Below are 19,242 nucleotides of genomic sequence, written 5' to 3' on the forward strand. Positions count from 1 at the left end.
GTTCCCGGCACTTGAATTTCCCATGCCGGCGTGGTAAAGTGTATATTGAATACAAGAAAGGTACGGTTTTATGAGTCATTCATCCCAAAGCACCGCCCAGGGACAGCCTTTCTGGCGGTTTCTGGTTTCCTCAATGAGTTCCAGCGTGGTGGACCTGGCGGCCTTTGCCCTGCTGTGTGTGCCCTTCCAGCCGCTGTTCGGCGACCGGATGTATATTCTGGCGGCCACCATCGCAGCCCGGGTCCTGTCGTCGCTGTGCAATTATCTCCTCAACTATTTCCTTGTTTTCCACAGCCACGCCACCCACACCCGGTCGGCCACGCTGTACACCACCATCACTGTGCTGAAAACGCTGGCCAGCGCCCTGCTTGTCTCGCTGCTGGTGGGGCTGTTCCCTGCCGGAATGCCTGAGCTGGCGGCCAAAATTCCGGTGGATTGCCTGCTGTTTTTCCTGAACTATCTGCTTCAGAAAAAATTTGTATATTGAGACGGCCATGACCGCTCGCCCGAACGGATGTTTTTCTGTCCGTTCGGGCGTGTTGTGTCCCGGCCGAATGTTAGGAGGTTTTTTCCATGAATGATCCCCGTTGGGCGTCCATTGACGCCTTTGCTGAAGCCAACCGCGACGCCATTCTGCGGGATGTGTCCCGCCTGTGCGCTGTCCCCAGCGTGGAGGGTACCCCTGAACCGGGCGCGCCTTTCGGCAAGGGTCCCCGGGCTGCACTGGACAAAGGTCTGGAGATTGCCGCTGAGCTGGGGCTCGATACCCATAACGCCGACGGCTACATCGGCTGGGCACAGACCGGCCCCATCGCCGACGGCCAGAAGTTCCTGGCCACCATCACCCACGTGGATGTGGTGCCGGAAGGCAACGGCTGGGATGCCGATCCCTACACCGTCCGTGTCCGGGACGGCTGGCTGCTGGGCCGCGGCGTAGCCGACGACAAGGGCCCCGGCATCCTCTGCCTGTACGCCCTCAAATACCTCAAGGACAGCGGCGCTGCTCTGCGCTACCCCGTGCGCGCTCTGCTGGGCGCCAACGAGGAAACCCATATGCAGGATGTGGAATACTACGCTGAGCATTTCGCCATGCCCGCCTTCTGCTTTACCCCCGATGCCGAGTTCCCCGTCTGCAACGGCGAAAAGGGCGGCTTCTCGGGCGAGCTGGTCTCCCCCGTGCTGACCGACGGCGTGATCGTGGATTTTGCCGGCGGTGTTGCCAAAAATGCGGTGCCTGACCGTGCCTTCTGCGTGGTGAAGGCAGCTCCTTCCGCCTTTGCCGCCAGCGAGCAGGTCACTGTGGAGGACAACGGCGACGGCACCGTCACCCTGCGCGGCTGGGGCAAGAGCGGCCATGCGGCCATGCCGGAAGGGACCGTCAACGCCATCGGCCTGCTGGTCAACTACCTGCTGGACAGCGGCGTATGCTCCCCTGCCGAGGCCGCGTACCTGAAAGTTCTGCAGAAGCTGCACGCCTCCACCGACGGCAGCGCTCTGGGCATTGCCGCCGATGACGGCCTGTTCAGCCCGCTGACCATTGTGGGCGGCACCATGGAGTGCAAGGACGGCAAGCTCCGTCAGAGCTTCGACTGCCGCTACCCCACCAACACTGACTGCGACAAGCTTACCAAAGCCATGACCCAGGTCTGCGGCGACGCCGCCACACTGGAGGACATCAGCAGCCGCGTTCCCTTCTATATTCCCGCCGACAGCCCTGCCATCCGCACCCTCATCGACACCTACAATGAGGTCACCGGAGAAAACAAAGAGCCCTTCACCATGGGCGGCGGCACCTATGCCCGGCACTTCCCCTTTGCCGTCAGCTTTGGCCCCGAGCACACCGACCTGCCTCTGCCCGACTTTGCCGGTCCCATGCACGGTGCCAATGAGGGTGCCAACTTCGACAAGATGATCGAAGCGCTGAAGATTTATATTCTGGCTCTGCTCCGCCTGCAAGAGCTGGAGTTCTGAGGGGTCGGCCTGCTTCCATCCCGTGAAAAAACAAAAGCGCGCGCCTGAGATGCTCTCTCAAGCGCGCGCTTGTTTTTTGTGCGATAAACTTACTGGTCGTCGCCCGTGTCTTCGGGACCGCCGTAGATCGAAATATAGTCAGGATCTTCCTCCTGATCCAGCCACGAGAAAACCAGGTAGCAGATCCCGGCCAGAGCGGCCAGTGCGACCAAAAGCTTCAACAGCGATTTCATGCGCAATACCTCCCTGCCCGCCGCTGCGGGCCAGTCAAAACAAGATTTGTTTTAGTATAGCACACCGCTGCGAAAAGTACAATCTTTACCCGATGGGAAGTCCTATCCACAATGCATAAAATTCAGTGCTTTGATTGGTAAAACTGCTCAAAATGCACGGAATGTTCTCTTCTGACCTGCCGGCCGTGCCCGTTCAGAATACATTCCGAACGTTCCCCTTTCCATAGGGGACACAGCCGGTCGCCTGCCGTCCATGACCCGGGCAAAGCTTTGGGTTTTGCACAAAGAGAGCCTCCCCGGACACAACAGACCGGAGAGGCTCTCTTTTCCCTGTATTTTCCTGATGAACGGTATACAGATTACAGCATGGCCAGGATCTGGCTCTTCGGCCGGGCTCCCACCGAGCGCTGAACTTCTTTGCCGTTCTTGAGGACAACCAGCGTGGGGATGCTCATAACGCCGAACTGCGCCGCAAGCTCACGCTGCTCATCCACATTGACTTTGCCCACTAGAATATCACTGCGCTCGTCCGCGATCTCGTCCACCACAGGGGAGACCATGCGGCAGGGGCCGCACCAGCTGGCCCAGAAATCCAGCAGAACCGTACGGTCGCTCTGCAGAACTTCGGTATTGAAATTGTCTTTTGTAATATGAACAGCACTCATGGAAAGTACCTCCTTCGCGTCTTGGGTGATTTCTATGGTTAGAGTATACCCATTTTTCACTGCGGCGTCTGTGATATTGTCACCAAAGTGGAAGATCTTATGTCCGTCCCTTCCGAACTGTTGCCGGGCAGGCTGCGCTTTGCTGTGGACACTGTCCGTTCCGGCACGGCCAGACAGCCCCCTGTCATTTCACACATATCCTGCCAGAACCGTCTGGGGCAGTGGGTACGCTGGCAGCGTTCGTTGCGGCGCTGCTCGATGGTCAGAGCCTTGAAAAAGCGTTTCCACATACTCTGCCATTCCAGCTCTTCCGGGTCCGATACCGGATCATAATCAGTCATTTCCAAATACCGCACCGTATCCCCGCGGCGCATCATGGCCACTCCGTGGGATGCATCATAAATCAGAAAAGACTCATCCGGCAGGCGGCTGCAGAAATGCCCGCGCAGCAGCGGCAGCACCATGTTTTTGGGATGGATCACCGCACCCAGCATGCCGCCGCGCTCCTCAAACCGCAGGAACTCGATAAAATGGTGCGCTTCCCCATTGACCGCCCGCTCCAACTGCCAGGCCGCCGCCACATCCGGGTCTCCCAGCATTTGATCAACGCCTCGCCCTGTATTGAACGCAGTGCGCAGATATCGGAGCAGAATCCGCTCTTTCTCCGGGTCTGTACTCAAAAAAGCCGTGGTAAACCGCTGCTTCACACTGCCGCCCAGCCGCTCTATGCCCGCCAGTACCCTTTGGGCTCTTTGAGAATCGGTGAGAATTTCCCGGTCCGGATACAGCGTCAGGCGATCCTCTGCCGGCGAACAGATCTCCGCCGGCAATTCCTTGCGGCAAAAGCTTTCAAACACACAGCAGAGAAAGCCCTGCATGCTGCCGTCATAGCGGTAAACCACGTCTGCTACATCTGCCTGGTAATGCATGTGACTGCCTCCTGTCGCAAAAGAGCCGCCGCCTGCAGCACATCCATGCCCTCTGCCGTCAGCTGGTGCAGCTCGGGGGCGGCATCCGGCAATGCCTTGGGCATACAGTCGTCCAGGCTCAGCTGCTGTACCCCCACGCCGAAGGCCTTGGGGTCCAGCAATGCATTGGCGATCTCTGCCCGGGTGCCGTGTGCCCCCAGATATCCGTTGCAGGTGATAAAGTACTGTGCCCGCTTGAGCACTACCCCGATGCGCTTGAGCTCCGCCAGGCCCAGGTGCTGCATTCTTCTGGCTTTGATGATCCGCTGCGCGCTTTTGGGACCGATGCCCGGAACGCGGAGAAGTTCCTCCTTGGATGCGGTGTTGACTTCCACCGGGAAGCAAGCGGGATTGCGGAGCGCCCAGCAGCATTTGGGGTCCAGGTAAGGGTTAAAATTGGGTTCTTCCTCGCTGAGGAGTTCCGACGCAGAAAAATGATAGTAGCGAAGCAGCCAGTCCGCCTGATACAACCGGTGTTCCCGCAGAAGGGGCGGCCGGGTTGTGAGAGCCGGCAGGCGGGAGTCCTCCACCACAGGCAGATAGGCAGAGTAAAACACACGCTTGAGCGAGTATTTTTTATACAGTGCTTCTGTCAATCCGATGATATGACGGTCGGTTTCGGGGGATGCGCCAATGATCATCTGTGTACTCTGACCAGCAGGGGCAAAAGGCTTTGCCCCTCGATACACCTGCATTTCTCGCCGGCTTTGCCGGGATTCATCCGCAATCTGACGCATGGGGGCCAGCACTGCTGCTTTCTTTTTATCGGGTGCAAGACGCTGCAGGCTGACCTCACTGGGCAGTTCGATATTGACCGACATGCGATCGGCCAGCAACCCCAGACGTCGTACCAGCAGAGGATCGGCTCCGGGGATCGCCTTGGCGTGAATATATCCATGGAAACGATATTCCTCCCGCAAAATGCGCAGAGCTTCGATCATTCGTTCCATCGTCAGGTCGGGGTTACCCATCACCGCACTGGACAGAAACAGGCCTTCAATGTAGTTGCGGCGGTAAAATCCGATGGTCAGCTCCGCCAGTTCCCGGGGGATAAATGTGGCACGGCGGATATCGTTGGATCGCCGGTTGACGCAGTAGCTGCAATCATAGCTGCAGCTGTTGGAATACAAAACTTTCAGCAGAGAGACGCAACGTCCGTCCGGTGTGAAGGCGTGGCAAATCCCCGGTGCTGCGCAACTTCCAATTTTGCCGTGCTGCCCCGGCCTGTCCACTCCACTGGAGGTACAGGCAACATCATACTTGGCGCTGTCTGCCAGGATTTCCAATTTTTCCGCCAAATCCATGTTAGGTTCCTCCCTCCCGTGCAGCGGTTTCCGCCATTTGGTCTGTTCTCCGCGGACGAATACCGTCAGTCAAACGGCAAAAATGGAGTCCGCTCTTATATATAGGAATAATTATCAGTTAAAAAGGTGTCAAAAAGAAAGCCCGCCGAAACATCGGCATCCCGCGGGCTGTCTTAAGATACATGCTCCGGAGCCTCTAAACTGCTCTGTAGAGATTTTTCAGGCTATGGAGGGCAGATGATTGAGGAGTAGGTCAAATGTCCAAATTATGGGACAAAAGTATCTGTATACTGAATACAGACACGAAAAAGCAAGCCTCTTTCACAGAAGGACAGGCCTTTACCACTTGGTTTTGGTCTCCACTACTTTGCCGGCTATGTACAGATGATCCAGGTCTTCTCCCTTGATGACAAGATCCTCGTAATCGGGATTAAAGGGATGCAGCACAACCGCGTTACCCCGCCGGATATACTTTTTCAGTGTCCCTTCCCCGTCGGTTCCGTATACCATGACACCGAGCTCACCGTTTTCCAAAGTAGACTGCCGATGCACCAGCGCCAGATCTCCGTCCGAAATGCGCGGTTCCATGCTGTCTCCTTTTACAACAAGGTAAAAATAACTGGACGGGTCCTTGACGCAGGCATACTCCGTGCCGTAATCCTCCTCGAAGGCAAGCGCCCCGTAGCCGGCGCGTACCGTACCTACCACGGGAATGGGGCTCTCACCGTAGGAGACAAAATGATCTCCCACCGGCTGCGTAAACTCCGGCTGCTGCAATCCCAGAAGCGCGTCGGCCGTTGTACCCAGAATCTCCGCCAGTCGGGCAACGGTACCGGGGTCCGGTGTGGAACGCCCCGTTTCCCATTTTCCCACCGCCTGCTGGGTCACCCCCAAAAGACGGGAAAGTTCAGCCTGACTGAACTTTTTGCTCTTTCTTGCCTGTTTCAAACGCTCAGAAAACATAAGGTCCCCCAATCTTCTCTGCAAAAGCAGAATGTCCCTGCTGTATTTCTGTTTTCATTATACAACCAAAGGTGGTGCATGTAAAGAGAATTTTAAAATTTCACCAACCAAAAGTTGTAAATAGGCTCTTGACAACAACTGTTAGTTGTTATATAGTGAATTCATCAAACAACCATATGTTGTTTCAAGATGTTTGCGGTATTGTTTTTCCTGTCACATCGTTTTGCCAGAGGAGGCTACTACTATGAATCTTACCAACATCAAACAAGCTGTCTGCAAATTCCTGTTTCTGGTGGAGGCCGCTGCTCTGTTTATTTTACTCTCCGCTGCAATCCAGGGCAGCATTGCTCTGCCTGCTGCAGTCGGATATGCCATTGCCTCTTTTGTGGGGGTCAACCTGCTCTCCTGCCTGATTCTTCCCACAGAGGAGATCCAGCCGTCTCCTCGCCGCACAGTAGCCCCTGCAGTAAGGCAGCCTGTCTCTCTGCGCGTAGTGCCGGGTGGACGCCACGCAGCATAAACTTTGCCGATACTGCTCCTTGTATCAAAATAGCTGATACATGAATTCCATTCGTCAAACCGAAATCCATTGCCGGTTCACTGTTTGCGTTAGTCCATTCCTATCTACTCCACAGTTTCCTTCCGCCTTGTCTGCCTGCGCAAGCGAAATGAAAGAGTCTGGCAGATTTGGCTGCCTTTTCGGCCGAATTTTGTTGCTTCTTTTTTGTTTCTTCTGTGCATGGTCCGGATACATCCATATAACTGCACAATTCTCCTTGCAGCTGCCTCCCCCATCCAAGCAACCCCTGTTTTGTATTCCGGCATGCTGCAGGGGGTTTTGTGTTTTCTTGCCTCGTCGAGTGTGATATAGTAGAGATACAGAAAATTGTGATTACCTTACATCCCGGCAAAGCCAAGAAAGGAACCGTTGTATGAATCAAAATAGCTTTCGCCTGCTGGAAGTATGCGTGGACAGTTACGCTTCCGCCATGGCCGCGATCCGTGGCGGCGCCGATCGCCTGGAACTGTGCAGTGCACTGTCTGTGGGTGGCCTGACGCCCTGGACAGAGCTCCTTTCTCAGATTCGCGCTGTCAGCGAAATTCCCATTCGTTGCCTGATGCGCCCACGGCCCGGGGATTTTCTGTACTCTTCTGAGGAGATTGCGCTGCTTTGCGCCCAGATCAGAGCACTGCATCGAGCCGGAGCCGACGGATTTGTCGTTGGTGCTCTGTGCCCCGACGGAAGCCTGGACGCACAGGCAACGCGACGTCTGTGTGACGCCGCCGACGGAGCCGGGCTGACATTGCACCGGGCGATTGATGTCAGTCGAGACCCGCTGCAAACCTATCGGGATGCGGCAGTTCTTGGCATCGATACGGTCCTTACCAGCGGTGCCGCAGCAAATTGCCTGGCCGGACGGCAAACTCTCGGCAGACTCCTTGCCCTGCGGGATGCGATAAGCGGCCCGGAAATCCTGATTGGTGCGGGTGTCAGTGTGACGGTTATCACCACGCTTCGCACAGAGCTCCCCTCGGCCCGGGCCTTTCATATGAGTGGCAAAACCGAGGTGGAAAGTGCCATGCTGTTTCGCCGGGAGGGTGTCCCCATGGGATTGCCCGGTCTGGACGAATGGCATCTGCAGTACACCAGCGAAGAGGCTGTCCGTGATGCCCGTCTGGCCCTGGACCGGGAGGCCGCGCCATGAAAACAGTGACCATCTACGGAAGTATGCGCTTTTCGGATGAAATGAAGCGCATTGCCTTTCTGCTGGAAAGCAGCTTCGGTTTTAACGTTTTGCAGTGTACCTACAACGAATCCGGCCTCGCGCTTACCCAACAGATGCTGCAGCGGCTGGAAAATGCACATCTGCGGAAAATCGACCTGAGTGACTTTGTCTATATTGTTGACGTTGATCACTACATCGGGGATTCCGTCCGTCTGGAGATTGACTATGCCAGGGAAAAGTGTAAACCGGTTTTGTACCACAGCGACTTCCCGGACAATCTGAACAGTCTCTCCTGACCTGTCCATTTCGCCGGATACCGGATTGCCGGAGAACCCCTGTGCCGTGTGTTTTATTTCCGGCAGATCAAGGGGAATTCCTGATCTGCCCGGCATAAAATTTCAGCTTTCAAAATAATTTTTAGCAGCAGGAGTTTTCTCCTGCTGCCTTTTATTTTTTGTTAGATTTTCAACGATTCTGAAAAGTATCCCCCGTTGAAAAATGAACGTTTTTTTCATGTCAAAGCGTCATTTTTATCAATTTCATAGAGATATCCACCAGTACTTTTCGTACTTTTTTGTAATGTTGACCAATCTTTCGTAATATCCCTTTCTTTTTTGTTACGAATGTGTTAATATTTGTTTAACAAAGTGTACGGGCTGCCGGGAACCAGAGCAGCCCGTCGGTTGTGTAAGCAAACGCGAGAGATTTTAGGAGGAATGCTTCTTATGATGAAACAATTGCAGAAGCTCGGCAAAGCATTGATGCTTCCCGTAGCCGCGCTGCCGATCTGCGGCATCCTGATGGGCATCGGCTATGCGCTGTGCCCGTCCACCATGCAGGGCGGCGAAGTCACCGGTCTCATTGAAATGATCGGCTTTTTCCTGGTCAAGGCCGGCGGTGCCCTGATCGACAACATGCACATTCTGTTCGCAGTCGGCGTTGCAGTCGGCCTGGCTGATGACCACGACGGTACCGCTTCTCTGGCCGGCATGGTCTCTTACCTGATGATCACCAAACTGCTCAACACCACTGTCGTCACCACTCTGATGCCCGCGGTCGCCAATGACGAGATCAAGACCCTCGCCTTCGGCAAGATCGAGAACGCTTTCATCGGCATCCTGGCCGGCATCATCGGTGCTGTCTGCTACAACAAATTCAAGGGCACCCAGCTGCCTGACGTTCTGGCATTCTTCAGCGGCAAGCGCTGCGTAGCCATTGTCACCGCTCTGGCTTCCATCATTGTCGCAGCAATTCTGCTGTTCGTCTGGCCTCTCATCTTCTCCGGTCTGGTCTGGCTGGGCGACGCCATCGTCAGCATGGGCGGCATCGGCGCCGGCATCTACGCCTTCCTGAACCGTCTGCTCATCCCCACCGGTCTGCATCACGCTCTGAACAACGTCTTCTGGTTTGATACCATCGGCCTGGGCGACCTGTCCAACTTCTGGGCCGGCAAGGTCACCGGTGACATCGGCACCATGGGCACCGAAATCAACTGGGATCTGGGCATGTACATGTCCGGCTTCTTCCCCTGCATGATGTTCGGTATTCCCGGCGCTGCTGCTGCTATGATCCTCAACGCCAAGCCCGAGCGCCGCAAGGTTGCCTTCGGTCTGGTCGGCTCCGCCGCCATCTGCGCTTTCGTCTGCGGCGTTACCGAGCCCTTTGAGTTCGCCTTCATGTTCCTGGCCTTCCCGCTGTACGTTGTCTACGCTCTGCTGTACGGCATCTTCACCGTCGTCACCTACTACGTCGGCTTCCGCGCAGGCTTCAGCTTCTCCGCCGGTCTGACCGACCTGGTCTTCTCCGCTTCTCTGCCCGCTGCGAAGAATACCCTCCTCATCATTCCTCTGGGCCTCGCTGCTCTGGTCGTCTTCTTCGTCGTCTTCTACTTCGCCATCAAGGTCTTTGATCTGAAGACCCCCGGCCGTGAGGACGAGGACACCTCCGCTGAGGCTCCTGCCAAGCTGGCCAACAACAGCTTCACCGACATTGCTTCCGGTGTTCTGGCTGCTATCGGCGGCAAGGACAACGTCACCAACGTTGACTACTGCGCCACTCGTCTGCGCTTCGACGTGAAGGACAGCGACAAGGTCGATGATAAGGCCGTCAAGGCTGCCGGTGCTGCCGGTGTCATCAAGCCGGGCAAGAACGCTTGCCAGGTCGTCATCGGACCCAAGGTCCAGTTCGTCTACGATGAGCTGAAGAAGATGCTGTAAAAGCTTCTTCCCTCCTTGCTTCCCAGCGGGAGTTCTGGTTCCTCCCGCATGTTTCCGCCTTGGGCGGGCGCTATCGCCTGCCCAGGGCGATTTTTTTAGCCGCCCTGTGAATTGCCCGCAGACACAGGCCGTTCACAAATATGTATTATAATAAAGTTACACACTCTTCCCTGTTCCGTTTTTCCGGACCCGCGTAAGAAAAAGGAGTTGCATTCGTATGAAAATCATCCGTGCAAAAGATTACTATGACATGTCCCGCAAGGCTGCCAACATCATTTCCGCTCAGGTCATCATGAAGCCCAACTGCGTGCTGGGTCTCGCCACCGGCGGCACCCCCGTGGGCACCTACAAACAGCTGATCGACTGGTACAACAAGGGTGATGTGGATTTCTCTGAAGTCACCACCGTCAACCTGGACGAGTACCGCGGTCTCCCCCGCGAGAACGAGCAGAGCTACTGGAGCTTCATGCACGAGAACTTCTTTAACCATGTGAACATCGATCCCGCCCGCATCAATCTGCCCGACGGCACCAACATGGACGCCGAGGCCGAGTGCAAGCGCTACGACGAAGTTATCCACAATGTGGGCGGTATTGATCTGCAGCTGCTGGGCATTGGCCATGACGGTCACATCGGCTTCAACGAGCCGGGCTCTGCTTTTGAGCTGGGCACCCATTGCGTCGATCTGACCGACGAGACCATCGAGGCCAACAAGCGCTTCTTTGACAAGAAAGAGGATGTTCCCCGCCAGGCCTACACCATGGGTATCAAGACCATCATGCAGGCCCGCAAGGTGCTGATGGTCGCCAACGGCGTCGGCAAGGCGGAGATCATCAAGAAAGCCTTCTTCGGCCCGGTCACTCCTGAGGTTCCCGCTTCCATCCTGCAGATGCATCCCGACTTCATTCTGGTCGGTGACGCCGAGGCTCTGAGCCTGATCTGAGCGCTTTGCCCTTGAAAAGAGGAAATTTGCCATGATTATCAAACATGCAAAGGTGTATACCCCGCAGCATGTCTTTGCCGAAGGGGATATCATCATCCGGGACGGGCGCATCGTCTTTGGCGCCCAGCCTCTGCCCGATGAGGAAGTTATCGACGCCGAGGGTCTCTACGCCCTGCCCGGTCTGGTGGATGTGCATTTTCACGGCGCAGTGGGTCATGACTTCTGCGACGCCACCGAGGAATCCATTCAGGCGCTTGCCGACTTCGAAGCCAGCAAAGGTGTGCTTGCCATCTGCCCCGCCACCATGACCTACAGTGAGGAAATCCTCAACGGTATCATGGATGCGGCGGCTGCCCACAAAAACGGCAAGGGCGCCGACCTGGTGGGCATCAATATGGAAGGCCCTTTCATCAGCCCGGACAAGATCGGCGCACAGAATCCCAAATATCTTGCCCCTGCCGATGTGGAAATGTTCCGCCGCCTGCAGGCCCGTTCCGGCGGACTGATCAAGCTGGTGGACGTTGCCCCGGAAGAACCCGCCTCCATGCCCTTCATTGAGTCCTGCCATAATGAGATGCGTATTTCCATTGCTCACACCTGCACCGACTATGACACCGCCAAAAAAGCCTTTGCCGCCGGTGCCTCCCACATGACCCATCTGTACAACGCCATGCCGGGCATCACCCACCGGGAACCGGGGCCCATCATCGCAGCGCTGGAAGAAAAGGCCGAGGTCGAGCTCATCACCGACGGTGTGCATATTCACCCGGCAATGGTCCGCTTCACGTTCAATACCTTCGGGGATGACCGTGTCATCCTGATTGCCGACAGCATGATGGCCTGCGGCCTGCCCGACGGTGAGTACAGTCTGGGCGGCCAGGCCGTCACGGTAAAAGGCCCCCTCGCTACGCTGACCGAACACCCCGGCGTCATTGCGGGCAGCGCAACCTGCCTGTACGATTGCATGCGCCGCGCAGTGCTGGACATGGGCGTGCCGCTGGAAAGCGCCGTCCGCGCCGCCAGCGAGAATCCCGCCCGCAGCATCGGCGTTGATTCCGACTACGGCTCCCTGGCCGCCGGGCGCTACGGCAATGTGATCCTGGCCGACAAGGACCTGAACATCTGCAAAGTTGTTCAAAAAGGTCGTGTGATCGTAGGGTGATTGCCGGACTTTCGCAAAATAGCCGGAATCTTTTGACAATTGCTCCAAAAAAGGCCGGTTTCCACTTGCGAAACGCCGTGTTCTCGTATATAATAGGCAACATAAGGTTCCATTTCACGGCGTCCCTGCGATGAACGCCGTTGTCAAAGGGGGTTATTGCATGGCTATTTCGGAGCCGACCGCAATTTTTTCCATTCGGGATGAAAAGGACGCGGAGATCAAGAAAGTGGTTCTTCAGGTGTACAGCGCACTGGAGGAAAAGGGCTATAACCCCATCAATCAGCTTGTGGGCTACATTCTGTCGGAAGATCCCACCTACATCACTACATACAAAAATGCCCGCGCTTTGATTCGCCGCATCGACCGCGACGATTTGCTGCAGGCACTGGTCCGTGATTACGTCCGCCAGTAACTCCGTTTCATCCGGCCCCTTTGCAGAAGGCTGTATTTCTGCAAAGGGGCCTTTTTGTATGCCGCCTGTTTTGATCTTTCAGAACAATCCCGCGGCAGCCACGGAACAAAGGAGCCTCTCCAAGACACAGGAATACTCTTGCCTGATATTTTACCTTAAAAAATTTGAAAATCGGCAGTTTTTGTAACAATTCGGATACATGCATACACGAATATTATAGATAACAGAGGAACATCCTAACTTTGCGTCTAAATTTTACCGGGAGGTCCTGTTCATGCCCAATACCAGCAAGCACACCATTGATATCCCTGTCACTGCTCCCATTCCCCGTCAGGCGCTGCGCCATGGGGAAGACGCCTTTGCCATGGTCAACCGCCACCATGAGGAGGTCAAAGCCCTCTACCGTGCTGCTCAGCAGCGCGCCGAGGCAAAGATCCGGTAATGCCGGATTTTTTGAAGCAGTAAAAAGCACCGCCGCTTCCCTGCCCCATTCTGAAGGGCCTGGAAGCGGCGGTGCTTGTTTATGGTCAGTTTATCATGTCGCAGGACAAACGGCCGTCTCAGTCGCGGAAAAAGGCATTCTGGACGGCGTTGAGTACGGCAGCGCGTCCCGCGGTAAAGTTGACGCCACCCTGCAGGTAGCAGGTATAGGGCGGACGCAGAGGACCGTCGCAGGAGATCTCGATGGTGCTGCCCTCAGTAAAGCTGCCCGATGCCATAATGACCTTGTCGGTGTAGCCGGGCTCATCGGCGGGCTCAGGGGTGACGAAGCTGTCGATGGGGCTGCCCTTCTGGATGCCGGTGCAGAACCCCTGCAGAGCCTCCGCGCTGCCGGAATCGAAGCAGGTCACGATATCGTTGTGCTCGTCGGTATAGCGGGGCACCGGATGGACGCCGGACAGTTCCAGCAGGCACTGGGCGTAGATGGCCGTCTTGACCGCCTCGCACACAACGCCGGGGGCATAGTAGAAGCCCAGGAAGGTGTCCCTCAGCGAGTCCTGGGTGCAGCCCAGCTCCTTGCCGATGCCGGGGGCGGTAAACCGGTGGCTGACTTTCTCCACCAGATCTGCCCGGCCGGCAATATAGCCGCCGGTAGGAGTGATGCCGCCGCCGGGGTTCTTGATGAAGCTGCCCGCCATGATGTCAGCCCCTACTGCCAGAGGTTCCCGGGTCTGGGTGAACTCGCCGTAGCAGTTGTCCACAAAGACGATGACATGGGGGTTGACGGCGCGGGCGGTGCGGATGACCTTCTCGATGGTCTCCAGGGAGAAGGCGTTGCGCTGGGTGTAGCCGCGGCTGCGCTGGATGTGCAGCACCTTGGCGGCGGGCGCCTTTTTGGCGATGCCCTCATAATCCGGCTGCATGTCAGCGGTCAGGGGGACTTCGTCGTAGAGCACACCGAACTCCCGCAGAGTACCGCAGCCTTTGCCCGCCTCCCCGATGCCGATGACGCCTTCCAGCGTGTCGTAGGGGCGGCCGGTGGCAGCCAGCAGGGTATCCCCCGGCCGCAGCAGGCCGAACAGGGCCACCGCAATGGTGTGGGTGCCGCTCATGAACTGGGGTCGGACCAGGGCATCCTCCGCCCCCATGGCACGGGAGAAAACCTCCTCCAGCTTGTTGCGGCTGTCATCCCAGACGCCGTATCCGCTGGAGCCCCAGAAGTGCCGTGCCTCCACGCCGCAGTCGGTGAAGGCCCGCAGCATCTTGATCTGGTTGTAATCCCGGATGCGCTCGGTGGCGGCAAACTGCTCCTTGCAGAGCTCCATGGCCTTTTCATCCAGGGCAAGCACCTGGGGCTTGATATCGTAAAACTGTTCGATCATAAAATTGCCAAATCCTTTTCTGGTTTGCTGTTATCTTGTGGTTGGATTTCATTGGGGCAGGGTGCACAGCTGAAAGTCGGGGCCGCGGTGCAGTCCCATCCGCTCGTAGAAGCCGCACAGGGACGGTTCGCACAGAAGCAGGGCATCGGCGGTCCGGGCCTTGTAAGCCATCATGGCGGCAATGAGCCAGGCCCCCAGTCCCCTGCCCTGCCAGTCCGGCGCGGTCATTCCGGCGGCCACGTAGGCTTCCCCGCCATAGTCGGCGCAGCAGCTCACCGTGGCGGCCAGCGCCCCTTCCGGGGTGCGCAGCGCCCAGGTCTGCCCCATGCCGTGGGCTATGGCCGTGCAGCTGTCCGAGTAGAAGCTCTCCTGCTCCTCCCGGTGGGCAAAGAGCAGATGGGCTGCCTCCCATACCCGGGGAGCCGGGTCAAACGCCATACCCCGGGGTGCTGCCTGGCGGAGGGTATCCAACTCCGGCCGGGGCGGGATGCCGGGAAGGCTCTCCCCTCTGGGCAGCCGGAAGGCGGCACGTGTCTGAGGGGAAGGCCAGTACGTGGGAAGGTTGTCCCCTGCCCGGCAGAGGAGCGTCTCCACGCCGCAGAAGCGCAGAAAGGAGGCAAGCTCCTCCCCCTCGTCGGCATCCCGGCAGGCACCGCAGAGCTGGGCGGAATTTCCCCGCAGCATGAGGCCCCCGCCGTCGGTGAGGCAAAAGCGCCACCCCGAGCCGGGCTTTTGGCCGAACAGGACCATCCGCATGCCCATGGCAGATTGAAAATAGAGCTGCCCCTGGATCCGTGCGAAAAACGCCCGTGCGTCCTGTTCTGTCTGGACGGTCCGAATCATTTCAGGGCGTTGACAATGCGCTTGTAATCCCGGCCGCGCACCTCAAAGTTGGGGTACATGTCAAAGGAGGCCGATGCGGGCGACAGGCTGACGATATCCCCGGGCCGGGCGCTCTGGCGGGCCAGCTCCACCGCCTGCTCCATGGAATCCGCATGGAGGATAGCAAGACCGCTGGCGGCAAAGTCGGGATGCTCCCGGACGGCCTTCTCGATGCGGGGCCCGGTGGCTCCCATGAGGACCAGCACCTTGACGTGGGCCAGAATTTCCGGGGCCAGAGGCTCATAGGGGATTTTCTTGTCGTAGCCGCCGGCGATCAGGATGATCTTCTGGTCAAAGCTGCGCAGCCCCGCAATGGTGCGGGTGGGGCTGGAGGCGATGGAGTCGTTGTAATACTGCACGCCGTCCAGCATGCGCACCGGCTCGATGCGGTGCTCCACGCCGGTAAAGGTAGCCCCCACCCGGCGCATGGCCTCCACAGGAACGCGGCCCCACACGGCGGCAATGGCTGCCAGCAGGTTTTCCACATTGTGCAGGCCCCGGAGCTTGACCTCGGCGCGGGGTAGAACCGGCGTGACCACGCCGTTCTCGGCGTAGCAGAGGGTATCGTCCTCCTTGCGCAGGAAGGCGCCCTTGTCAGTATCGTGCAGGCGGGTGAACCAGACCTGCTCGCCTTTGCAGTCGGAGGCCATGCCGCGGGTGATATCGTTCTCGTAGCCCAGGACCGCACGGCAGGGCGGGACCTGCCACAGCAGGATGTTGCGCTTGGCGTCGATGTACTCCTGCATATCCTTGTGATGGTCCAAGTGGTTGGGGGTCACATTGGTGACCACCGCCACCGCGGGAGAACGGCGCATGCTGATGAGCTGGAAGCTGGACAGCTCCACAACGGCGACGGCGTCCGGAGTAACTTCGGCCAGCTGGGGCAGCAGCGCCGCGCCGATGTTGCCGCCCAGAAATACCTTGCGGCCGGCAGCCTCAAACATCTTGGCGATGAGGGTGGTGGTAGTGGTCTTGCCGTCGGAACCGGTCACCGCCACGATCTCGCAGGGGCAGAACTCAAAGAAGAGCTCCACCTCACTGGTGACCATGGCGCCCGCCCGGATGGCGTCCTGCAGCGCCGGCTTGTAAAACTCATAGCCCGGCGTGCGCATGATGATGTCCTGGCCCTGGAAGCCGTCGGTATACTGCTTGCCCAGGCTCAGATGGACGTTGAGGCGGCGGAGGGTATCGGCGTAGTCGCCAAAGTCCTCCAGAGAATTTTTCTGGTCGCAGAGGGTCACGTCGGCCCCCATCTCCACAAACTGCTCGATGCAGCGCTTATGGCTGACACCGGCACCGATAAAGGCAACCTTTTTGCCCTGAATCAGTTCTTTCAATCGATCCATGGGATACATAGCAGTTCCTCCTCCCAAATTGCGGGATATGCTCCCGGCAGGCATGCCGCGCCGGGCGGCATTTTCCCTGCTGCGGGCAGGGCATACCCTTCCATCTATGATTATATATGCCATTGGATGCAAAGTAAATCGCTGCGCAAAAAAAGCGGCCCCTGCGCGGGGACCGCTTTGCAGTTTTTGGGAAAAAGGCTCAGGCTTCACCGCCCATGGGGATGCCGTGCTTGGTGAGCAGGGCACGGATCTTGACGATGGGATCGATGATGCTGCTGACCGATTTGTCGTGGTTGATGGCCGCAATGAAGTATGCGGTGTACTTGGAGACATCCACGTCGAAGTACCAGTCACGCTTGAGCAGCTCGGGGGTGCGGTAGGTCAGGTTGGTGCCCAGCACAGCCGAGATGATGCCGTCGGAGTAGGCCTTGTCGAACTTGTCCAGGCCGGAGGTGAACAGCGGGAAGGTGGCGCAGGTGAAGATCTTGCTGGCGCCGCGCATCTTCAGCTCGTAAGCGATGTCCAGCATGCTCTCGCCGGAAGCGATGATGTCGTCGGCAATGAAGACATCCTTGCCTTCCACGCTCTCGCCCAGGTACTCGTGAGCAACAATGGGGTTGCGGCCGTTGACCACACGGCTGTAGTCGCGGCGCTTGTAGAACATACCCAGGTTGCAGCCCAGCACGCTGGAGTAGTACATATTGCGGTTCATGGCGCCCTCATCGGGAGAGACGATCATGAAGTGCTCCTTGGAGAAGTTCACATCAGGCACGTGATGCAGCAGGCACTTGAGCACCTGATAGGTGGGCATGACGTTGTCAAAGCTCATGAGAGGGACAGCGTTCTGCACGCGGGGGTCGTGAGCATCAAAGGTGATGACGTTCTTGACGCCCATGCTGCGCAGCTGCTGCAGGGCATAGGCGCAGTCCAGACTCTCGCGGGAGATGCGGCGATGCTGACGGCCGCCGTACAGGCTGGGCATGATGACCGTGATACGGTGTGCACGGCCGGAGGATGCCTGGATCAGGCGCAGCAGGTTCTGGAAGTGGTCGTCGGGAGAGAGGTGATTCTCGTATCCGAACAGCTTGTAGGTGACGCTGTAGTTGCCCGGATCCACAAAGATAAACAGGTCGTCGCCGCGGGTGGAAGCCTTGACCAGGCCCTTGGCGTCACCGGACTGGAAGCGGGGGCAGTCCGACGGAATGATGAAGGTATCCACATCCATGCCGACTTCCCTTGCCCAGCGGACCAGGTGGCCATCCACCAGTTTTGCCAGTTCTTCCGCACCGGGACATGCGATCAGGCCAAGGTCTGCAATTGCGTCCTCCTTGGCGAAAAAGTCGCGGGGGCCCAGATTCTGTTCGTCCATAGTTTGTACTCCTTCTCTGTGTTGCACCGTTTTACAGCGGCTGTCGCCTGCCGCGGCATGCTGCAAGGTTCCCATCATATTTTTACCTTTATACAGATACCAACCGGCTCTTTTAGGTTGCCGCAAAGGGACGCAGCATACCCGTCAGTCAAATCTATTGTAGCACAGCCAGGGCGTAAAATCAGCAATCCGGCGAAGAATTTTCCCCGAATTTCGACATTTTGTCACCTTGCACATCCGGCTTTCCGACTGTCTTGACCATTTCTGTCTGCTTTTAACAAATTGTTCAAATTCGTCTTTCTGCAAAAGGCAATCAGGACAATAAACCGTGCTTTATCGCACCAAATTGCCACCTTTTCCCGGTTCCGTCACAGCCCCTCCCGGCCGCAGAAACCATTATGCACCGCCGAACAGACGAAACGCCAGCGCAATCGCAAGCACAATTGCCAGAACGGCATAAATGATCCTGACCGTCCGGTCGGTGTTCTGGAAAAAAGCCCAGATGGAATGGATCAGCCACATTGCAAAGACCACTGTCAATCCGATCTCCGGCAACAAAAAGACTATCAACACCGTGGCCATGGTACAGGCAGAGGCGCGCTTCTCCGTATCCTGTATCCAGGAGAGCAGTTCTTTTATAAAATACATCCGGAATTTCCCCTTTCTCTTCTGCCCCGCAATGCAGGACAGCTTTTCCCTATTCAGAATAGCATATTTTCCCTGCCCTGTGCCATCCGCACAATGCACAAACCGGGCACGATGCCGTCCGTCCCGCCCGGTTTTCTGCCCTACAGTCAGGCAAGCAGAACATACAAAAAGGGCGCCGCCAAAAGGCAGCGCCCCGATCTGCCCGCAGGGGGCAGTTCTCATATGATTGAGAAGATCAAGCGGTCAAAATCAGACCAGCTCGATGATGGCCATCTCGGCAGCATCGCCGCGGCGCATACCCGTCTTGATGATGCGGGTGTAGCCGCCGGTGCGGTCAGCATACTTCGGGCCGTACTCGTCGATGACCTTCTTCGCCACGTCCTCCTTGGTGATGTAGGAGAAGATCTGGCGCTTTGCGTGCAGGTCCTCCTTCTTGCCAAGGGTGACCATCTTCTCGGCCATGGAACGAACTTCCTTGGCACGGGCGACGGTGGTCTCGATCTTGCCGTTCTCAAACAGATAGGTCACCATCGCGCGCAGCATCGCTTTGCGGCTGTCGGTGGCGCGGCCAAGCTTTCTAGTACCGGGCATTCCGTTTCACTCCTTTTTG

General features: G+C 57.4%; 21 protein-coding genes. 10 read left to right on the forward strand and 11 right to left on the reverse strand.

All coding sequences use genetic code 11. From position 1 onward, the window contains the following. Positions 1–70: 70 nt before the first annotated feature. Together INF35_RS09630 and INF35_RS09635 are read left to right on the forward strand one after the other, a co-directional pair. Positions 71–487: a GtrA family protein gene (locus INF35_RS09630; RefSeq protein WP_193501934.1), complete on the forward strand. Its 417-nt coding sequence runs from the start codon at positions 71–73 to the stop codon at positions 485–487. Between the two features lie 86 nt (positions 488–573). Continuing rightward, the gene (locus INF35_RS09635) at positions 574–1,971 is read left to right on the forward strand and encodes a Sapep family Mn(2+)-dependent dipeptidase (RefSeq protein WP_193501936.1); all 1,398 of its coding nucleotides are present in this window, start codon (positions 574–576) and stop codon (positions 1,969–1,971) included. 89 nt (positions 1,972–2,060) lie between these two features. Here INF35_RS09635 and INF35_RS09640 read toward each other — a convergent pair whose 3' ends face one another. The 5 genes from INF35_RS09640 to INF35_RS09660 all read right to left on the reverse strand — a co-directional run bounded on the left by INF35_RS09640 (position 2,061) and on the right by INF35_RS09660 (position 6,104). Further along, the gene (locus INF35_RS09640) at positions 2,061–2,204 is read right to left on the reverse strand and encodes a hypothetical protein (RefSeq protein WP_193501938.1); all 144 of its coding nucleotides are present in this window, start codon (positions 2,202–2,204) and stop codon (positions 2,061–2,063) included. Between the two features lie 359 nt (positions 2,205–2,563). After that, entirely contained in the window at positions 2,564–2,869 is a 306-nt protein-coding gene (trxA, locus tag INF35_RS09645) for a thioredoxin (RefSeq protein ID WP_193501940.1), read from the reverse strand. A gap of 56 nt (positions 2,870–2,925) precedes the next feature. After that, positions 2,926–3,798, reverse strand: coding sequence for a TIGR03915 family putative DNA repair protein (locus INF35_RS09650; protein ID WP_193501942.1), 873 nt, complete (start codon positions 3,796–3,798; stop codon positions 2,926–2,928). Beyond that, positions 3,777–5,141 (reverse strand): putative DNA modification/repair radical SAM protein, encoded by a 1,365-nt coding sequence (locus tag INF35_RS09655; protein WP_193501944.1) that lies wholly within the window; start codon positions 5,139–5,141, stop codon positions 3,777–3,779. The genes INF35_RS09650 and INF35_RS09655 overlap by 22 nt, the downstream gene beginning before the upstream one ends. Before the next feature lie 339 nt (positions 5,142–5,480). Further along, a complete protein-coding gene (locus INF35_RS09660) occupies positions 5,481–6,104 on the reverse strand; it encodes a LexA family protein (protein ID WP_193501945.1) in 624 nt (207 codons plus the stop codon). A 244-nt stretch (positions 6,105–6,348) separates the two neighbouring features. On the opposite strand from INF35_RS09660, the gene INF35_RS09665 reads away from it, so the two are divergent. The 8 genes from INF35_RS09665 to INF35_RS09700 all read left to right on the forward strand — a co-directional run bounded on the left by INF35_RS09665 (position 6,349) and on the right by INF35_RS09700 (position 13,006). Beyond that, the gene (locus INF35_RS09665) at positions 6,349–6,624 is read left to right on the forward strand and encodes a hypothetical protein (RefSeq protein ID WP_193501946.1); all 276 of its coding nucleotides are present in this window, start codon (positions 6,349–6,351) and stop codon (positions 6,622–6,624) included. A 412-nt stretch (positions 6,625–7,036) separates the two neighbouring features. Beyond that, the gene (locus INF35_RS09670; RefSeq protein WP_193501947.1) at positions 7,037–7,810 is read left to right on the forward strand and encodes a copper homeostasis protein CutC; all 774 of its coding nucleotides are present in this window, start codon (positions 7,037–7,039) and stop codon (positions 7,808–7,810) included. Continuing rightward, positions 7,807–8,127 (forward strand): hypothetical protein, encoded by a 321-nt coding sequence (locus INF35_RS09675; RefSeq protein WP_193501948.1) that lies wholly within the window; start codon positions 7,807–7,809, stop codon positions 8,125–8,127. The genes INF35_RS09670 and INF35_RS09675 overlap by 4 nt, the downstream gene beginning before the upstream one ends. Positions 8,128–8,556: 429 nt before the next feature. Next, positions 8,557–10,047 (forward strand): PTS transporter subunit EIIC, encoded by a 1,491-nt coding sequence (locus INF35_RS09680; protein ID WP_235983201.1) that lies wholly within the window; start codon positions 8,557–8,559, stop codon positions 10,045–10,047. A 217-nt stretch (positions 10,048–10,264) separates the two neighbouring features. Beyond that, on the forward strand, positions 10,265–10,990 hold the full coding sequence (nagB, locus tag INF35_RS09685; RefSeq protein ID WP_193501949.1) for a glucosamine-6-phosphate deaminase: 726 nt from the start codon (positions 10,265–10,267) through the stop codon (positions 10,988–10,990). Positions 10,991–11,021: 31 nt separating this feature from the next. Next, a complete protein-coding gene (gene nagA, locus INF35_RS09690) occupies positions 11,022–12,152 on the forward strand; it encodes an N-acetylglucosamine-6-phosphate deacetylase (protein WP_193501951.1) in 1,131 nt (376 codons plus the stop codon). A 166-nt stretch (positions 12,153–12,318) separates the two neighbouring features. Further along, positions 12,319–12,564 (forward strand): IreB family regulatory phosphoprotein, encoded by a 246-nt coding sequence (locus tag INF35_RS09695; RefSeq protein WP_407925645.1) that lies wholly within the window; start codon positions 12,319–12,321, stop codon positions 12,562–12,564. Positions 12,565–12,838: 274 nt separating this feature from the next. Beyond that, positions 12,839–13,006: a hypothetical protein gene (locus INF35_RS09700; protein WP_193501955.1), complete on the forward strand. Its 168-nt coding sequence runs from the start codon at positions 12,839–12,841 to the stop codon at positions 13,004–13,006. Between the two features lie 118 nt (positions 13,007–13,124). On the opposite strand, the gene INF35_RS09705 is transcribed toward INF35_RS09700, so the two are convergent. The 6 genes from INF35_RS09705 to rplQ form a co-directional block, all read right to left on the reverse strand. After that, positions 13,125–14,387 carry a methionine gamma-lyase family protein gene (locus tag INF35_RS09705; protein WP_193501957.1) on the reverse strand — a complete coding sequence of 421 codons (1,263 nt, stop codon included), beginning with the start codon at positions 14,385–14,387 and terminating at the stop codon, positions 13,125–13,127. A gap of 48 nt (positions 14,388–14,435) precedes the next feature. After that, positions 14,436–15,071 carry a GNAT family N-acetyltransferase gene (locus tag INF35_RS09710; RefSeq protein WP_193501959.1) on the reverse strand — a complete coding sequence of 212 codons (636 nt, stop codon included), beginning with the start codon at positions 15,069–15,071 and terminating at the stop codon, positions 14,436–14,438. Positions 15,072–15,226: 155 nt separating this feature from the next. Continuing rightward, the gene (gene murD, locus INF35_RS09715; protein WP_193501961.1) at positions 15,227–16,624 is read right to left on the reverse strand and encodes a UDP-N-acetylmuramoyl-L-alanine--D-glutamate ligase; all 1,398 of its coding nucleotides are present in this window, start codon (positions 16,622–16,624) and stop codon (positions 15,227–15,229) included. A 190-nt stretch (positions 16,625–16,814) separates the two neighbouring features. Further along, complete coding sequence (locus INF35_RS09720) at positions 16,815–17,984, reverse strand: ribose-phosphate pyrophosphokinase (protein WP_193501963.1); 1,170 nt, start codon at positions 17,982–17,984, stop codon at positions 16,815–16,817. A gap of 396 nt (positions 17,985–18,380) precedes the next feature. Further along, positions 18,381–18,632 carry a hypothetical protein gene (locus tag INF35_RS09725; protein WP_193501965.1) on the reverse strand — a complete coding sequence of 84 codons (252 nt, stop codon included), beginning with the start codon at positions 18,630–18,632 and terminating at the stop codon, positions 18,381–18,383. 249 nt (positions 18,633–18,881) lie between these two features. Continuing rightward, positions 18,882–19,223, reverse strand: coding sequence for a 50S ribosomal protein L17 (gene rplQ / locus INF35_RS09730; protein WP_193501967.1), 342 nt, complete (start codon positions 19,221–19,223; stop codon positions 18,882–18,884). Positions 19,224–19,242 lie beyond the last annotated feature (19 nt).

The organism is Gemmiger gallinarum (genome assembly GCF_014982805.1).
Lineage (GTDB): Bacteria > Bacillota > Clostridia > Oscillospirales > Ruminococcaceae > Gemmiger > Gemmiger gallinarum.

Excerpts from the sequence above, each read along its gene's own strand:
- INF35_RS09680 (WP_235983201.1), top strand. The coding sequence starts at position 8,557 with ATGATGAAACAATTGCAGAAGCTCGGCAAAGCATTGATGCTTCCCGTA.
- INF35_RS09660 (WP_193501945.1), bottom strand. The coding sequence starts at position 6,104 with ATGTTTTCTGAGCGTTTGAAACAGGCAAGAAAGAGCAAAAAGTTCAGT.
- INF35_RS09665 (WP_193501946.1), top strand. The coding sequence starts at position 6,349 with ATGAATCTTACCAACATCAAACAAGCTGTCTGCAAATTCCTGTTTCTG.
- INF35_RS09725 (WP_193501965.1), bottom strand. The coding sequence starts at position 18,632 with ATGTATTTTATAAAAGAACTGCTCTCCTGGATACAGGATACGGAGAAG.
- INF35_RS09670 (WP_193501947.1), top strand. The coding sequence starts at position 7,037 with ATGAATCAAAATAGCTTTCGCCTGCTGGAAGTATGCGTGGACAGTTAC.
- rplQ (WP_193501967.1), bottom strand. The coding sequence starts at position 19,223 with ATGCCCGGTACTAGAAAGCTTGGCCGCGCCACCGACAGCCGCAAAGCG.
- INF35_RS09720 (WP_193501963.1), bottom strand. The coding sequence starts at position 17,984 with ATGGACGAACAGAATCTGGGCCCCCGCGACTTTTTCGCCAAGGAGGAC.
- INF35_RS09650 (WP_193501942.1), bottom strand. The coding sequence starts at position 3,798 with ATGCATTACCAGGCAGATGTAGCAGACGTGGTTTACCGCTATGACGGC.
- INF35_RS09630 (WP_193501934.1), top strand. The coding sequence starts at position 71 with ATGAGTCATTCATCCCAAAGCACCGCCCAGGGACAGCCTTTCTGGCGG.
- INF35_RS09655 (WP_193501944.1), bottom strand. The coding sequence starts at position 5,141 with ATGGATTTGGCGGAAAAATTGGAAATCCTGGCAGACAGCGCCAAGTAT.
- trxA (WP_193501940.1), bottom strand. The coding sequence starts at position 2,869 with ATGAGTGCTGTTCATATTACAAAAGACAATTTCAATACCGAAGTTCTG.
- nagB (WP_193501949.1), top strand. The coding sequence starts at position 10,265 with ATGAAAATCATCCGTGCAAAAGATTACTATGACATGTCCCGCAAGGCT.
- INF35_RS09635 (WP_193501936.1), top strand. The coding sequence starts at position 574 with ATGAATGATCCCCGTTGGGCGTCCATTGACGCCTTTGCTGAAGCCAAC.
- INF35_RS09710 (WP_193501959.1), bottom strand. The coding sequence starts at position 15,071 with ATGCTGCGGGGAAATTCCGCCCAGCTCTGCGGTGCCTGCCGGGATGCC.
- murD (WP_193501961.1), bottom strand. The coding sequence starts at position 16,624 with ATGTATCCCATGGATCGATTGAAAGAACTGATTCAGGGCAAAAAGGTT.
- nagA (WP_193501951.1), top strand. The coding sequence starts at position 11,022 with ATGATTATCAAACATGCAAAGGTGTATACCCCGCAGCATGTCTTTGCC.
- INF35_RS09675 (WP_193501948.1), top strand. The coding sequence starts at position 7,807 with ATGAAAACAGTGACCATCTACGGAAGTATGCGCTTTTCGGATGAAATG.
- INF35_RS09640 (WP_193501938.1), bottom strand. The coding sequence starts at position 2,204 with ATGAAATCGCTGTTGAAGCTTTTGGTCGCACTGGCCGCTCTGGCCGGG.
- INF35_RS09705 (WP_193501957.1), bottom strand. The coding sequence starts at position 14,387 with ATGATCGAACAGTTTTACGATATCAAGCCCCAGGTGCTTGCCCTGGAT.
- INF35_RS09700 (WP_193501955.1), top strand. The coding sequence starts at position 12,839 with ATGCCCAATACCAGCAAGCACACCATTGATATCCCTGTCACTGCTCCC.